Source organism: Rahnella inusitata (assembly GCF_003263515.1).
Classification (GTDB): Bacteria; Pseudomonadota; Gammaproteobacteria; order Enterobacterales; family Enterobacteriaceae; genus Rahnella; species Rahnella inusitata.
This window is the reverse complement of the sequence record NZ_JYDE01000024.1, coordinates 19,981-35,596: the sequence shown is the minus strand read 5'-3', so window position 1 is coordinate 35,596 and position 15,616 is coordinate 19,981. Positions and strand designations below refer to the sequence as shown.

Annotated in this window: 15 protein-coding genes; 4 read left to right on the top strand and 11 right to left on the bottom strand. The window is 53.6% G+C overall.

Annotated features, from left to right (window positions below):
• The first annotated feature begins 48 nt into the window (after positions 1-48).
• Positions 49-543 carry a 2-thiouracil desulfurase family protein gene (locus TU92_RS15250; RefSeq protein ID WP_112168070.1) on the top strand — a complete coding sequence of 165 codons (495 nt, stop codon included), beginning with the start codon at positions 49-51 and terminating at the stop codon, positions 541-543.
• A 115-nt stretch (positions 544-658) separates the two neighbouring features.
• On the opposite strand, the gene TU92_RS15245 is transcribed toward TU92_RS15250, so the two are convergent.
• The 3 genes from TU92_RS15245 to TU92_RS15235 all read right to left on the bottom strand — a co-directional run bounded on the left by TU92_RS15245 (position 659) and on the right by TU92_RS15235 (position 6,109).
• Positions 659-1,312: a hypothetical protein gene (locus TU92_RS15245; protein WP_112168069.1), complete on the bottom strand. Its 654-nt coding sequence runs from the start codon at positions 1,310-1,312 to the stop codon at positions 659-661.
• 343 nt (positions 1,313-1,655) lie between these two features.
• Positions 1,656-3,767 carry a TonB-dependent siderophore receptor gene (locus tag TU92_RS15240; protein ID WP_112168068.1) on the bottom strand — a complete coding sequence of 704 codons (2,112 nt, stop codon included), beginning with the start codon at positions 3,765-3,767 and terminating at the stop codon, positions 1,656-1,658.
• Between the two features lie 383 nt (positions 3,768-4,150).
• Complete coding sequence (locus TU92_RS15235) at positions 4,151-6,109, bottom strand: glycoside hydrolase family 3 protein (RefSeq protein ID WP_112168067.1); 1,959 nt, start codon at positions 6,107-6,109, stop codon at positions 4,151-4,153.
• A gap of 257 nt (positions 6,110-6,366) precedes the next feature.
• Between TU92_RS15235 and TU92_RS15230 the strand changes: the two genes are divergently transcribed.
• Positions 6,367-6,654 (top strand): Bor family protein, encoded by a 288-nt coding sequence (locus tag TU92_RS15230; RefSeq protein ID WP_112168066.1) that lies wholly within the window; start codon positions 6,367-6,369, stop codon positions 6,652-6,654.
• Between the two features lie 71 nt (positions 6,655-6,725).
• Here the strand turns inward: TU92_RS15230 and TU92_RS15225 are convergent, their stop codons facing one another.
• Both TU92_RS15225 and TU92_RS15220 read right to left on the bottom strand, forming a co-directional pair.
• Complete coding sequence (locus TU92_RS15225) at positions 6,726-7,244, bottom strand: chromate transporter (RefSeq protein ID WP_112168065.1); 519 nt, start codon at positions 7,242-7,244, stop codon at positions 6,726-6,728.
• On the bottom strand, positions 7,244-7,801 hold the full coding sequence (locus TU92_RS15220) for a chromate transporter (RefSeq protein WP_244207734.1): 558 nt from the start codon (positions 7,799-7,801) through the stop codon (positions 7,244-7,246). The genes TU92_RS15225 and TU92_RS15220 overlap by 1 nt, the downstream gene beginning before the upstream one ends.
• Positions 7,802-7,951: 150 nt before the next feature.
• On the opposite strand from TU92_RS15220, the gene TU92_RS15215 reads away from it, so the two are divergent.
• A complete protein-coding gene (locus TU92_RS15215) occupies positions 7,952-8,869 on the top strand; it encodes a LysR family transcriptional regulator (protein ID WP_208640417.1) in 918 nt (305 codons plus the stop codon).
• Here the strand turns inward: TU92_RS15215 and TU92_RS15210 are convergent.
• Positions 8,866-9,219, bottom strand: coding sequence for an ArsR/SmtB family transcription factor (locus tag TU92_RS15210; RefSeq protein ID WP_056769964.1), 354 nt, complete (start codon positions 9,217-9,219; stop codon positions 8,866-8,868). The two genes, TU92_RS15215 and TU92_RS15210, sit on opposite strands and share 4 nt — an antisense overlap.
• Positions 9,220-9,468: 249 nt before the next feature.
• Between TU92_RS15210 and fusA the strand changes: the two genes are divergently transcribed.
• Complete coding sequence (gene fusA, locus TU92_RS15205) at positions 9,469-11,571, top strand: elongation factor G (protein WP_112168063.1); 2,103 nt, start codon at positions 9,469-9,471, stop codon at positions 11,569-11,571.
• Positions 11,572-11,780: 209 nt separating this feature from the next.
• On the opposite strand, the gene wrbA is transcribed toward fusA, so the two are convergent.
• From wrbA to TU92_RS15180, 5 genes are all read right to left on the bottom strand, one after another.
• Complete coding sequence (gene wrbA, locus TU92_RS15200) at positions 11,781-12,380, bottom strand: NAD(P)H:quinone oxidoreductase (RefSeq protein ID WP_112168161.1); 600 nt, start codon at positions 12,378-12,380, stop codon at positions 11,781-11,783.
• 317 nt (positions 12,381-12,697) lie between these two features.
• A complete protein-coding gene (locus tag TU92_RS15195) occupies positions 12,698-13,225 on the bottom strand; it encodes a hypothetical protein (protein WP_112168062.1) in 528 nt (175 codons plus the stop codon).
• 264 nt (positions 13,226-13,489) lie between these two features.
• Positions 13,490-13,735, bottom strand: coding sequence for a hypothetical protein (locus TU92_RS15190; protein WP_112168061.1), 246 nt, complete (start codon positions 13,733-13,735; stop codon positions 13,490-13,492).
• The gene (locus tag TU92_RS15185; RefSeq protein ID WP_112168060.1) at positions 13,732-14,148 is read right to left on the bottom strand and encodes a hypothetical protein; all 417 of its coding nucleotides are present in this window, start codon (positions 14,146-14,148) and stop codon (positions 13,732-13,734) included. The genes TU92_RS15190 and TU92_RS15185 overlap by 4 nt, the downstream gene beginning before the upstream one ends.
• 55 nt (positions 14,149-14,203) lie before the next feature.
• Positions 14,204-15,409: a YadA C-terminal domain-containing protein gene (locus TU92_RS15180; protein WP_112168059.1), complete on the bottom strand. Its 1,206-nt coding sequence runs from the start codon at positions 15,407-15,409 to the stop codon at positions 14,204-14,206.
• Positions 15,410-15,616 lie beyond the last annotated feature (207 nt).

The window sequence follows — 15,616 nt, the reverse complement described above, 5'->3', positions numbered from 1 at the left end:
CGAAGGTGTTATAATCCCGGCCTTAAATTGCCCTGATATACGATAACGATGATGAATAAAATCCTGGTAAGTGCCTGCCTCATGGGGTTCAAAGTCCGCTATGACGGTAGCGAGAAAGCACAAATGGTCGATCAGTTGCACCGTTGGCAGAAAGAGCAGCGTCTTGTGATCCACTGTCCTGAACTCGCCGCCGGGCTGCCAACGCCGCGTCCACCGGCTGAGATTGTGTCTGCTGAAGGTAAAGACGTCATGCCGAAGCAGGTCAGAATAGTTGAAATTACCGGGCAAGATGTCACGGAGCAATATCAGCTTGGCGCCTGGCTGGCGCTGCGTACCGCTCAGGAGTCAGGCTGTACCGCTGCGCTGTTAACCGATGGCAGTCCAACATGCGGTAGCCAATTTATCTATGACGGTTCATTTAGCGGCAAGCGTAAGGCAGGTATGGGGATCGCAGCATCCCTGCTTACTGAACATGGCATAGCCGTGTTTTCTGAGAACAGGCTGGCCGATCTCATTGCCTGGATTGATGAGAAAGAACGCTGAACCTCTATTTTCATTGAGATACGAAGGGAACAAGCCGCCGGGCAGTGAAAGGCGATGCCGGGGCAGATTTCTCCAGTGTTAATACAGCGTCCCAGGGTAATGTCAGAAGAAATAATCAGGTTTTTGGGCAGCCTGTGACTTTCGGGTAATTACGACAGACCAGATTGAGTTCGTATTTAGGCTCGAAACCTTTATCCAGCATGCATTTTTGAACATCAGCGGCTTTGCGCAGCGTCGGTACGTAAGGCACCGAGCCCAAGGGTTGTGGATAACCGCATTGGTACATTACCGCCAGTGCTTGTTTGTCGTTTTCAACTTTATGAGAAAAATGCAGCGAAGCCCCTTTTTTGCGCCAGGTAATCAGGGAATACGGGCTTATGCCAGAATCCGGTTTAATCGGATGAAACCCACTGTCTGCGACAAACGGCAGCGCTTCCAGCTGGCTCTGACTTAAAGGATGCCCCTGCTCTTGCTCAAGGCAGGCTGGGGTATCATGGTAAACACGAATGCTGCAAATTTCGAATCCGTCTTTACGGGTAAACCCCATATTCTCCATGCATTGGTAGTACAGAACTGACTCATTATTTGTTTTAGGGATATCGGGGCCCGGCAGTTGTACGCCGCATTTACCCATTGCGATGCGCACGCCGTCGATGTCTGTATCAGGACGCTGCCACTGTGTCAGATCCGGTGCCGGGGGACATCCTGTCAGCAGGAATACCGCCGTTGTCAGCAAAGGTAAAGCCATCAGAGTTGATTTTCGCAACATTAAAATCCCTTATTTATTATTGTGTCAGGCAGCCGCCATACTGACCGTATTGATCCTTTGCGACAACATTGTTCAGGTTGGATTAATTCGCTCAAATTTTTCAGCCATACACTTCATTGATTCTTAATAATACCTCCACGTGCAAATAACGCTTAATGCGCTTCTGTCCACGTGCCGAGGTTGAGGGTGTGGATAACGTCGATCATTCAGGGCGGGCGACTTCGGGTAGGGGGCGTCTGTATTAGGTCTGTGAAATTTGCCGGCGGTCTGTAAAGCGTCTCCTGCCGGTCTGATCCAACTCCCCCTGTGCAGGGGGAGTGAAAACAATCAATAACTTTAGCTATCAGAAATCGTAACCCACGGTTGCGACCACGGTACGTTCCTGACCCCAGTAGCAATAGCTGGTGCCATAACAGGCTGCGACATATTTCTTATCGAACAGGTTGTTGGCGTTCAGCTGCACGTAGGCACCTTTCAGCTGCGGGTTGAACTGCACCAGATTCATACGCAGTGAAGCATCCACCAGCGTGGCGGAAGGCATGTGGCGCGTGTTCTCGTTATCCGCCCACTGTGTACCGATGTAACGCACACCCGCCCCCAGATCCACACCGACCGGCGTCTTATACTGACCCCAGATGGAAGCCATTTGTTTTGGCGTGACGTATGGCGTGTTGCCGTTGTTCTGGCTGGCATCGCGGATACGGACTTTGTTGTAGGTATAACCGGCCATCACGTTGAAGCGCTCGGTGACCTGTTTCTTGGCTTCCAGCTCCAGACCCTGCGAACGGATTTTACCCGCTGGCTCGTAATAGCTGCCGACCACTACGCGGTTACCCACGTCGTCCTGCGTCAGATCATACAGTGCTGCGGTGTACATGTCGGACGTACCGACCGGCTGGTATTTGATCCCGGCTTCGTATTGCTCACTTTGCATCGGTTTGAGCAACGTGCCGTCGGCACCCGGCAGGGCAGATGGCGTCATCGCCTGACTGTAGCTGACGTAAGGAGAGATCCCGTTATCAAATGCATACAACAGGGAAGCGCGGCTGTTGAAGTGGCTGTCTTTACGCTCGCTGTGGCTGTCGGTGCCATAGATGCTTTCGTAGCTGCGACTGTCGGTTTTCAGCGTATCGTAGCGGCCTGACAAGGTCAGGAACCACTTGTTCCAGTTCATTTCGTCCTGCAGATACGTGCCCATCTGCTCGTAACGGTTTTTGCCGCGGGTGTGGCTGTAATAATCGAGGGTATCGATGCCAACGCCGGTGTACGGGTTCAGCGTACCGGCAGTGGCGCCGTCAGACTTCAGATCGTTGACGAAGTGAGAATAGTCAAAGCCCAGCACCACTTTGTGCGCCAGTTCGCCGGTGGCGAAATCGGCTTCAAGCTGGTTATCAATCGCGAAAGTATCCAGAGAGGATTTCTCGCCGGAATAATAACGGTTCATCAGCGTGCGATCTGCGTTCCAGCCCGCCTGATACACCTGATCCAGTTCGGTATTGGAGTGAGTGTAGTTGGCGTTCTGGCGGAATGACCAGACGTCGTTGAACGCGTGCTGGAATTCGTAGCTGTAGATCTGCTCCCAGCGCTTGAACTGGTTGCGATCCGTTTCACCGTCGAAGAAGCCACGGCTCAGTTTCTGTCCGTACAGGCTGCCGTCGGCAGGCACGGCGGCATGATAACCGCCGGACGGATCTTTTTGCAGATAGGCGCGCAGCAACAGCGAGGTGTTTTCATCCGGCTGCCACATCAGCTGCGGGGAAATCGCATAACGCTCTTCGCGCTGATGATCGTATTGGGTATCGCTGCTGCGGGTCATACCGGTCAGGCGAAATGCCCACTGGTCGTTGATGGCATTGGTGTAATCGAATGCGCCACCTTTGGTATTTTGCGTGCCGCCGGAAAGCTGGAAATGACCTTCTTCAGCGAACTGCGGACGCTTGGTGGTTTCAACCACGACGCCGCCGGGAATGCTCTGGCCGTAGAGGGCAGAAGACGGGCCTTTTACCACATCAATACGTTCGAGGAACCAAGGATCAACCTGAATAGAGTTATAGCTCGCGCCATCGCTCAGAATACGCAGGCCATCAAGGAAAGTGTTGTTGACGTCGCCGCCGTGGAAACCACGCAGGGAGATCGTGTCATAACGCGTCGCGCCGCCGGCAAAGTTAGTGAATACGCCTGGCGTATAGTTCAGTGCTGCGTTGACTGTCGTCGCATTCTGATCCGTCATCTGCTGACGGGTTACGACCGAAACGGCCTGACCGGTGGTGATCAGCGGCTGGTCGGTTTTAGTCGCGCTTTTCGACGTTTTTGCACTGTAACCCTGCGTCGGTGCATCAGCGGTATCAGCCTGTGATGCCTTGATAACCACTGTATCTTCTGCGGCCAGCGAGGAGGCCGGAAGGGCCATGGCGCACAAAAGCACCGAGCGTTTGAGGGGAAAAGCCAACAACATAGTAATAATCCCTATAAATAACCCGATCATTATTCGAGTAATTAATTGATGCGTGTGTAAATAAACCCGGAAGCCAACCACGTTCCGCACGAAAGCCCGGCCAGAAAGAGGCAGGGTATTTACGAAAACGAGACGAATGTTAAACTTAATGATAATTGTTATCATTATTATTTTACAAATTCAAGTGAACTTTATTCAAAAAGTGTGAAGTGGCGACATTTTATCCGCATGAAATTCATGGGTTTTGTGGTTTTTGTTTGAGCGGAATGGAGGGAATGGCCGGGCGATATTATCAGCGAACAGGGTGTTTAATGGCGGTGCAGATCATTGCCAGAAGATGCGCCGCCACGACGAAAGCCGTGACGGCGCAGAAATTGAAGGGATCAGCGCGCCAGCCCAAAACCAATATCAAACAGCGGAGATTCGCTGTCGTGCGGCATATCAGACTGTTGTTTTAGCACCGCTTCCATCGACGACGGCAGTTCGAATGGCAGTTTGCCGGTAAAGGCTTCGCCGCTGGTGAGGCGGGTAAACAGCACGGCGTCGCTGACGCCAAAATTCCCCACGATGGCCTTGGCTTTATCCTTCACATTGCTCAGAATCGCCGGGCGATCCAGATACACCGTCACTACCGTTGGCACATGTTTGCTGGCGTTAACGATGGCCTGATAATCGGCATTATCGCCGGTAAACTCCAGCGAGCCCTCGTGATGACGCTTACCAAAGAACCACGCCTGATGCAGTTTTTCATAAGGGGTTTGCGCGCGGATGAGCGCCACGTCGGCTTTCTCCGGTGAATCTACCACGGTAAATCCGGCGGCCTCGGCGGCTTTCGGTGCAATACCGTACAGCCAGATTTTCTGGCCCTTTTTCAGCGGTAACAGATCGCCGGTATTTTGCAGCAGCACCAGCGAATGCCCCTGTGCGGCATCGGCTTCTTTCTGCCAGTCCGCGCGGCCAACGGTTTGTACCGCTTTCTGCACATCGACGTACGGATTTTCAAACAGGCCGGTCTGGAATTTTTGCTCAAGAATGCGTATCACCGATTCGTTGAGGCGTTCTTCAGTCAACTGTTTTTCTTTCACCGCGCTGACCAGCAACTGCGAGTCGGTCACACCGCCAAACTGATCGACACCGGCTTTGACCGCTTTGACGAATCGCTGCTGCGGCGTCAGATTTTCGACTCCCCATGACATCCCGCCCGGTACCGGCTCTTTACCTTCCGGCGTGCCGTGGGTGCAGACGTCATCGCAGGTGCTGGTGATTAGCCAGTCGCTGAGGATCACGCCTTTGAAGCCATATTGCCCGCGCAAAATATCGGTCAGAAGCTGATGGCTGAAGCCTGCGCCTGCCTGTTCCAGCGGTTTACCTTCGATGGAGACATTTTTTAGGATCGAGTACGTGGGCATGACGCTGGCGACGTTAGCTTCAAACGCGCCGGTAAACGGATAAATGTGCTCTTTGAGATTATTGCCGGGGAACACGGCGTTTTTGCCGTAGACATTGTGGCTGTCGAAACCATTTTCAGCCGCGCCGTAGCCGACCCAGTGTTTGACGACCGAAATGACGCTGCCAGAATTCAGGCCATCCGCGCCGTTTTGCATCCCTTCGACGTAGCCGCGCACCATATGATGAACGCGGGTCGGGTCTTCGCCGAAAGTACCGCTGATGCGTGCCCAGCGGGGTTCGGTCGCCAGATCCGCCTGCGGTGAAAGCGCTTCGCGGATCCCCACGGCCAGATATTCCTGACGGACGATATCTGCATAACGGCGTGTGACTTTCTCATTGCCGATCGCGGCCAGCCCCAGCGTTTCCGGCCATTGGGTGAATTTGCCGGAAGAGGTGCTGGCGCCAATCAGATATTCGAACGAGTTACGCGGATCGCTGCTGATGGTGACCGGGATGCCAAGCCGCGAGGTTTCGGCGATTTGCTGGAGTTTGTTATTTTCTTCTGCCATCACCGCCGGATCTTCCGCCGACAGCCGGGTAATCAGGCTGTTGACTTTGGCACCTTCGATCATCTTTCTCGCAGCCGCCATATCATAATGCGTGCCTGCGCCGATCGGGCTGTTTGCCGTCGGTGCTGAGCCATGCATCATCACACCCGCTTTTTCTTCCAGCGTCATACGTTTGACCAGATCTGCTGCGCGCTCTTGTGGCGTCAGCCGCCAGTCCTCGTAGGGTTCCAGTTTTCCGGAATGATTCAGATCTTTAAACTGCAGGCCATCGACGGTCAGCAGCGTCACTTCACGCTGGCTGAGTTCGGGCTGAGTGTTATCGGCAGAGGCAGTTGCTGAAAGCAGAAGGGCGGAAACGGCGAGGCTAAGAGGTTTAATGTTCATTATCATCCTTAATGATTGATATATATAGATACTCAATATCGGATCAATACTCTATTTGTCGGATGAATGCTGCGATCGGGTTCGCAATTAAAAATCCACAATATTTGCGATGATTTACTTCTTTCCCTTAAATATTTCAGTAAAATCTCCGATAACCAAAATTAGCCAGCCGGTGTTATTGGTTTTTATAAAAAAATCGTACCGGCAGGTTGAAACGGGTTCTTAATGGCCATTGGGGTCTTCTATAAGGGATTGTCATGAAAAAAGTTATTTTTGCAGCGGCAGTTGCCGTACTGTTATCCGGCTGTGCACAGCAAACTTTCAACATGGGTCAGGGTATTGCCACCGCGCCTAAGCAAGTGACCACGCATCACTTCTTCGTCAGCGGTATTGGTCAGAAGAAATCCATTGATGCTGCGAAAGTCTGCGGTGGCGCAGATAAAGTCGTTCGCGTTGAAACTCAACAGACTTTTGTTAACGGTCTTCTGGGTCTGGTGACGTTCGGGATCTATACCCCACGTGAAGCACGCGTGTTCTGTTCTTAAGTTATCCAGTTCGAATGATTCAGGCTGCCAAACGGCAGCCTTTTTTGTTACTCAAACATCTATTCCAATATCTACCCCAACAGCAGCCCCAGCACCGCGCCTGCCGCCAGTACCCACAGCGGATGGATGCGCTTATTCATTGCCAGCAGGGTACACAAAATGATGATGCCGCCCATGACAGCCGTGGTAGCGGAGGCTTCGGCGATCAGCAGTCCGCTCGACACCACCAGCCCGACGGTGACCGGCACCAGCCCGCGCTGGACAACCTGCCGCCACGGGCGGTCTTTGTAGCGTTTCCAGCCACCCATGACGATCAGCGTCACAATGGAAGACGGACCGAACTTCGCCAGCGAGGAGACCAGCAATCCTGACCATCCGGCCACCTGCCAGCCAATCAGCGGTACGATCATCATATTCGGGCCGGGTGCCGCCTGTGCCAGCGCAAACAGCGCGCTGAACTCCTGCGCGCTCATCCAGTGATGCACATCGACCACGGCGCGCTGCATTTCGGGCAAAATCGTATTGCCGCCACCAAAGGCCAGCAGGGAAAGTTCGGTGAATAACAGGGCAAGAGAGAATAAAACCGTCATCAGAATTTCCCTTTTGCGCAGATGAAAATACTCACCGGCGCCAGCACCAGCATGACTGGCAACATCGGCAGGCGAAACAGAGCGATGGCGATGATGCCCGCGGCGACCAGCGCCAGTTGCAGCCATTTCCCCCGCAGCGGGCTAAGCATTTTAATGCCAGTCGAAAGCAGTAAACCGGCCGCCGCCGCTGCCATGCCAGCGAACAGATGTTCCACCAGAGGCTCATTCTGATAGCGGGCATACACCAGACCGAGCAGTACCACGCAAAGGGTCGGGGCGAGGATCAGCCCGAGAATGGCCGACAGCGCGCCGCGAAGCCCGCGAAACTCCATCCCTAACGCCACCGACAAGTTGATGATGTTGCCGCCTGGCAAAAACTGGCAGAGCCCGAGTAGTTCGGTGAACTGATCTGCCGTCAGCCAGCGTCGTTTATCCACCAGCATGTGGCGCGCCATCGGCAGTACGCCGCCAAACCCGGTCAGTCCGAGCACAAAAAATCCCATAAACAGTTGTCCGCAATCGGGTTGCGGCGCGGTGTCATTATCGGTATCGAGCATTATTTTTTCCTGCGTGACATCAGCCATTTTTCCCACTCTCCCTACAATAGTATCCAGACACGCCAAAGGCATAAATTTCATATGGATGATGCGCGCCGACATGCCATGATGTCTAATGCCTATAATAGTAATGAAAGATACCCGGAAGATATGGCAATGATTGAACTGAAACGTCTCAACGCTTTCGTGACGGTGGTGGAAGCCGGAAGTATTACCCGCGCCGCCGAACTGTTGTTTATCCAGCAACCGCCGCTTACCCGCCTTTTGCAGAGTCTGGAGCATGATTTTGGCGTGCCGCTGTTACAGCGTCTGCCACGCGGGGTGATCCCGACCGAAGCCGGAGAAGTGCTGCTGCACGAAGCTCGTGCGGTGCTGGCGCGCGCCGGGCAGCTAAGTGCCGCCATGCAGCGTGCCGCACTGGGGGAACAGGGGCGGATCCGCATCGGTTTCACCAGCTCCGCCGCGCTGCATACCTTCGTGCCTGCGCTGCTGCGGCGCTATCGTGAGATTTACCCTTCGGTCAGTACTCAGCTGGAGGAAAGTGGCAGCGGGGAATTACTGGCGGCGGTCGTCGCCGGGCAGCTGGACGTCGCGTTTGTGCGAATGCGCGTAAAAGACAAGCCTGAATTAGTGATGGAAAAAGTGCTGGAAGAGCCGATGTGGGTGGCGGTGCCTGCCGGGCACCGGCTGGCATCACAACCGGCTGAGCAGCCATTGAAGCTGGAGGATCTCAGCAACGAGCCATTTGTGTTATACCGGCGACGGGCGGGGCAAGGGCTGTACGATGCGATACTCGCCGCGTATGTCCGCGCCGGATTCAGCCCGCACATTGTGCAGGAAGCGCCGCGCCTGACGTCGTGTCTGAGCCTGGTCGGCGCGGGGCTGGGGATTTCGATTGTGCCGGAATCTATGACCCGGCTGGGCGGCGACGGCGTGGTTTTTCTGCCGCTGGCAGCGAGCACGCAGCTTAGCGCGCCGCTGTATCTCGCCCGCAGGGTGGACAGCCACGCATCGTCTATAATCAATACGTTCTGTCAGCTGGTGAAATCGCAGCTTAGCGGAAACTAAAGGTGTTGCTCGGAGATATGCTTCTGTGTGGATTCCAGCGTGATGCCGTCGGATTCGATGGCGTTCAGCAGGGAATCAAGCAGGCCGGGGAAGCGGGCGTCGAGATCGTCGCGGCGCAAAGAGAGTAAATTCGCGCGTCCGTCCGGACGTTGCCAGATAACGCCACTGTCACGCAGCACACGCCAGTGATGCGTGAGCGTCGATTTCGATAAACCCTGCAACAGGGTGCCGCAGGGATGTTCACCGCCTTTGGCCAGCGTGCGAACGACTGCCAGGCGCAGCGGATTTCCCAGCGCCGTCAGCACATTTTCGAGGCGGATCTGCTCGCGCTCAGGGTGGTTGGCTATCATTGGCTTATCCTCATGAATGTGCATTTATCGGCGGCCGCGCAATATAACGTATCCCTCCTTCACTGTACAACGTGACGACGTCCCACCGATTTCATCGATAGAAAAACTTATTGTACGAATATACTCGTACAATTGTAGTATACTCTCCGTGTTAAGAATTTTATTACTTATGATCGACAACCCAGAACTTTGTGACGGGCCGTGAAAACACTCCCCGCCAACTTAGCCATCAACCAGTAAGGACGTTATATGGCTCGCAAAACGCCAATCGAGCGCTACCGCAATATCGGTATCTCAGCACACATCGACGCAGGTAAAACCACGACCACCGAGCGTATTCTTTTTTATACCGGCATGAACCATAAGCTGGGCGAAGTGCATGACGGCGGTGCGACCACGGACTGGATGGCTCAGGAACAGGAACGCGGCATCACCATTACGTCGGCGGCTGTGACCTGTTTTTGGCGCGGAATGGATCATTCGTTTGATGAACATCGCATCAACATTATCGACACGCCGGGGCACGTGGATTTCACCATTGAGGTGGAACGTTCCATGCGCGTACTCGACGGTGCCGTGATGGTGTATGACGCGGTCGGCGGCGTGCAGCCGCAGTCTGAAACCGTCTGGCGTCAGGCGAATAAATACAAAGTGCCGCGTCTGGCCTTCGTCAACAAAATGGACCGTCAGGGCGCAGATTTCTTCCGGGTGCGCCAGATGATGGTTGATCGCCTGAAAGCCAATCCTGTCCCGATTGTTATCCCGATCGGCAGCGAGGAGCATTTCACCGGCGTGGTCGATCTGCGCAAAATGCGCGCCATCTTGTGGGATGACGCAACTCAGGGCATGACGTTCAGCTACGCGCCGATCCCGGCAGAGTTGCAGGCGCAGGCAGAAGAGTGGCGCGAAAAAATGGTTTCGGCCGCCGCCGAAGCGACGGATGCGCTGATGGATAAATATCTCGAAGAAGGCGCGCTGACCGAGGATGAAATCACCGAGGGTCTGCGTATTCGCACTATCGCCGGCGAAATCCAGCCGATGCTGTGCGGCAGCGCATTCAAGAATAAAGGCGTGCAGCGCATGCTCGACGCCGTGGTCGAACTGATGCCTTCACCGCTGGATATTCCGCCGATCGCAGGGACTGATGAAGACGGCAACGAAATTTTCCGCCATTCAGACGACAGCGAGAAGTTCTCGGCGCTGGCGTTCAAACTGATGACGGATCCGTATGTCGGTCAGCTGACGTTTGTACGTGTGTATTCCGGCGTGCTGAAAAAAGGCGACAGTGTTTACAACCCGGTTCGCGGTAAAAAAGAACGCATTGGCCGTATTGTGCAGATGCACGCTAATGACCGGATTGAAATCGACGAAATCCGCGCCGGTGATATTGCGGCGTGCGTCGGGCTGAAGGATGTCACCACCGGTGAAACGTTATGCGATCCGACCGACATCATCACGCTGGTGCGCATGGAGTTTCCGGATCCGGTGATTTCGCAGGCCATCGAGCCGAAGACCAAAGCCGATCAGGAACGGATGGGCATTGCGCTCTCCAGGCTGGCGTCAGAGGATCCGTCGTTCCGAATCCGGACTGACGAAGAGTCCGGCCAGACGATCATTTCCGGGATGGGTGAGTTGCATCTGGAAATCATTGTTGACCGCATGAAACGCGAGTTCGGCGTGGAGGCCAACATCGGTAAACCGCAGGTCACGTATCGGGAGACGGTGCGTAAAACGGTCAAAGATGTGGACGGCAAGTTTGTGCGTCAGTCCGGCGGTAAAGGGCAGTACGGCCATGTGGTCTTTACGCTTGAACCGTTACCGGCAGGGACGGGTTTCCAGTTCGCCGATGCCACTAAGGGCGGCGTGGTGCCGCGTGAGTTTATTCCGGCCGTCGAGAAAGGCGTCACGGAAGCCCTGAACAACGGCATTCTGGCCGGGTATCCGGTGGTGGATGTGAAAGTCACGCTGACCTTCGGCTCGTACCATGAGGTCGATTCTTCGGAAATGGCGTTCAAAATGGCGGCCATCTTTGGATTCAAAGAAGCGGCCAGACAGGCGGATCCGGTTATTCTTGAGCCGATGATGAAAGTGGAAGTGGAAACTCCGGAAGAGTACGCCGGTGGCGTGATGGGCGATTTATCCTCCCGTCGCGGCACGGTGCAGGGCATGGACGAGATTGCGGGCGGCGGCGGTAAAATCATCAAAGCCGAAGTGCCGCTCTCTGAGATGTTCGGTTATTCCACCGTATTACGCTCCATGTCGCAGGGTCGTGCAACCTATAGCATGGAGTTCAACCACTACGCTGAGGCACCTCGTAACGTCGCGGAAAATATCATCGCGTCGCGGGGTTAAAGATCTCAAACGTGTACTTTGCGTCTGATACAAAACGGTCCGAAAGGGCCGTTTTTTTTCGTTCTGCATAGCCCGGCGTCAGTGCCTCTGCGTTACGGGGAAATCTTGTCATGAATGCAAAATCCATCGCGGTGATGTGAGCGTCGCGATGGATTCATAAGTGAAGGGCATGTAAGGCGCAAGTTCTGCGCCTTCTGCTTTCGGGAAGACTAACTCACCAGCTTGCGGGTAATGGTCGCGACATGTTTACCCTGATGCACGGCGATCCGCAGCTCTTCAGCGCTTGGCTGACGCGAACCGTCGCCACCGGCGATGGTTGATGCACCGTAAGGCGTGCCACCGCGAACCTGCGAGATATCAAACAGTTCCGGCGTGGTGTAACCGATTGGAACGATGATCATCCCGTGATGGGCAAGAGTGGTCCAGGTGGAGGTGATGGTCATCTCCTGCCCGCCGCCTGTACCTGTTGAGGTAAATACACTGGCGACTTTACCGGCCAGCGCACCTTTCGCCCACAGTCCACCGGTCTGGTCGAGGAAATTACGCATTTGCCCGGTCATGTTACCAAAGCGGGTTGGGGTACCGAGAATAATGGCATCGTAATCGGCGAGTTCGCCCGGTGATGCAATGTCCGCTGTTTGTCCGGTTTTACCGCCAGCCGCTTTAAAAGCTTCCTCTGGCATGGTTTCCGGCACGCGTTTTACCGTTACTTCAACGCCGGGAACGCTGCGGGCACCTTCGGCAATGCTTTGCGCCATCGTTTCAGTATGACCATACATGGAATGATAGAGAACCAGTACTTTTGCCATTTTCAACTCCTCATGTGGTGGTGTTCGTTGCGCTTTTTCGACCGATGTACTGCCAAAAATGCGCGAGAAAAATTCGTTGAGAAATCCCACATTGACTCCTGCGCGGTGGTCTGCGCCGTGATGAGCAAGAGATTCCATCCTCCGCGCATGACGCCAGGGTTACAAACGCAAATTTTTGAACAGACTCATCAATTAATTAGGGCAATGGGTATTGAAAGTGTAGTGACTGGCGAGAGTTGGTGGGGATGAAATGCAGTTAGGATCCTCTGAAGCAGAGAATCCTGGGAGTCGGTATCGAGGTACAGAACCTGTGATTTTCAATCAGCAGCCAGTTTCGCTTGTTCGGTTAATTTTTCTGCTTTACGGCGTGCAGTGATTTCTTCAACGTACACGTAAGGATTAAGCTTCTTCTTTACAGCGTCGTTCCAATAACGGTCAAAATCCCCCTCGGCACCTGCACGAACTTTGCGTGGCTTGTAGTGGTAGGCTTCGGGTATTTTTTCCTCATCCTGAGCGGAGGAGCCCTGAAGTTTTTGCACTGCGATGAGGGGGCGATAGGCGAGAGTCTGACGGTCGGCCTCGCCAGTCAGATGAACAGCAGGTTTTCCCTGATAATGGTTTGGAATGTCTCCAGGGATAACTCCCGGATTTGATTCCTGCACATCTTGCGGGGCTAAAGAGGGGGCGTTGGCGACAGGGGAGGTCTTCTGCGCTTTTGCCTGCGCTTTACTCTCCGCTCTGTACTTATCATTCGCTTTACGTTCACCCGGCGTCATCGCCGCCAGACGTTCCCGCCTGCGCACTTTTTTCAGTTGGCCTTGAGTAAGAGTCTTTGTGGTTTTCATCAGTTGTCACTTGAGATAAGGAAAAGGTTTCTTGAGTGAAAACATAATGCTTTCCACCGCGTTTGAAGATGAATGTAGTGGGCACCGTTCATCAGGGCTATTTTTCGAATGCAGTATGACCGACTCACTTCTCACGTCAATAATGTTGCCTGCAAAGCGACACTTTTAACGGATGCAAAAAAAAAGCACGCCGGTAGAACGTCGGGCGCGCTGTTTAAAATCTAAAGACCTGTCAGGACAATTAACTACGTGTTTCATTGCTGTTCATAGCGGAAGTGCTTGTGTGAGCTGACGGTCTTTATCCCAGCTCACGACCACAGAGATTTCATCCGGTTTTACATCGAATTTACTGAGTGTCGCCATATGACCATTTTGCATGACCACCGAAAAAGCCAGACAGTTCACGCCTGCCGGTAACTGCGTTTCTTCGAGCCGTCTGAGCATCAGCAGACAGGCGTATTGCTGGTCAGGGGGAAGGTGACGGAACTGGTCAGAATGCTGTCTATTCATCCTTTGGCTCGCCCGATAATCTGTCCTTTATTGAGCAACACAATTTTGTGGGTGCGCTTGTAATGGATAACATCGTAGAAACCCTGCTTATAGGTGGTCGCGTCGACGTTATCTTCGGTCATCGCTGCAGCTACGCCATCGACATAGCACTGCTTATCGGCAGGATAGATTTTCAACGCGACACCGGCGATGCGGACTTTAACGACCTTAGACGTCGCCTGTGCATACTGTTTAGCGGCATTTTCCATTGCCTGTTTTTCTGCGGCAGCGGTAATACTGGTCTGACGGTTTTGTTCAGCGATATAACATGCATCGCGAGACACACCCTGAGCCTGACAATCGGCCATTCTTGAAGCCTGAGATGAACACCCGGCAAGCAAAATAACGGCGGTCAGTACGAAAAATTTAGTCATAGTCATTTCTCACATTAAAGGCGGCCAGCCCGGACTGAGCCAGCCGCATGAACAATCAGAAGTTCCAGCCAATGCCGGCAGATGCACCAAAACCGTTGTTCGTATCGCCGGAAACCGCCAGTTTGGTGACCGTCTTTGCCGTCAGGTGTCCCGATACACCAACGGCGATGGCGGACTGATTACCATAAGTCCCGGCGCCTGCGCCGACCATGAAATCAGACCCTGCCTCTACCTGTGGGATACCGGTAGCGGCCAGAGCAGAAGCGGTACCTGCGTTAGCCTGATCCTTGTTGTCATCAACCTGAGATTTCAGATCAGAGAATCTCTTATTAGTGTAGTCATTGGCCTGGCTCAGCGTCTGCGCATCGCCCACTGCGCGGCTATGAGACTCTGCTAATACTTCAGCGTGGTTCTGCTCAGCTTCTGCATTAAGCGCGGTGATCTGTTTGTCGTAATAAGCTGAACGAACCTGCTGAGGGATAACAGGTTGTTGGGCAGGGGTTGCGGTAGTTTCCGCTACGGTTTGTCGGCTGGCAGAAATGTATTTATCCGCTGTGAGTTGGCGTTGTGCTATGGCTCTGTTATCAACAGGGGTGCCTTCAGGATTGGCGTGACCAGGGTTGATTTCAACATTGTGTTTGCCATCTAAATGAGCCTGTGGTTCAGAAGTAAAATGCTGACCGTCCGGATGAACTGGCTCCCTGGAGGGGATTTTCTCCGGCGTAGCGTGTGGCGCAGCCTGCGGCGTGGCTTGTGCCGTCTGAACAGGCGCGACTGGTGTTAACTGCGGCGTAGCTTGCGGGATGGCCTGCGGCGTCAGTTGTACAGTCTGAACAGGCGCGACCGGCGTTAACTGTGGCGTAGCTTGCGGGATGGCCTGTGGGATCGCCTGCGGTGATAATTGTGGTGTAGCTTGAGGGATAGCATCGGGTGCATGTATCGCAACATTGTCCCTAAGGTCTTGTAAAATATTCTCTTCACCCGCAGCTCGCAGAAGTGCACGTTCAGTTTGCTGCTGACTTAACGTCATGCTTTCCCATTTTGCCGTGAATTCCTGAAAGCTAATGCCATTGTTAACATCATCAAGCAAACTCGCCTGAGCCAGTGGAACCATAGCCACAGCCATTGCAAAACCTGCCAGTACACGTCGGATTGTCGAAGCCGATACACCGAAATAATGAGCCAGTTCGATTTTGTTGGTGTTGCCCGCGATGTAAGCCGCAATGATCTGAGTGTTACGTTCTGTAAGCTGTGCTTTCATGAGTTTTTTCCCACATTGAAATAAGTATCTGTTAGCGACGTATTAACGCGCTCACAGAACGCTTTAATTGTCTCTTTTCATAAATCATACATACGGTGAATGTGACTTGCTTCACACATCCACTGCATGTTTGACTTATGTCAAGAAACGTAAGCTTATACCGCTACATGAAATTGTTTCACTTAGCGCGCTTATTTGTAGCTAGTG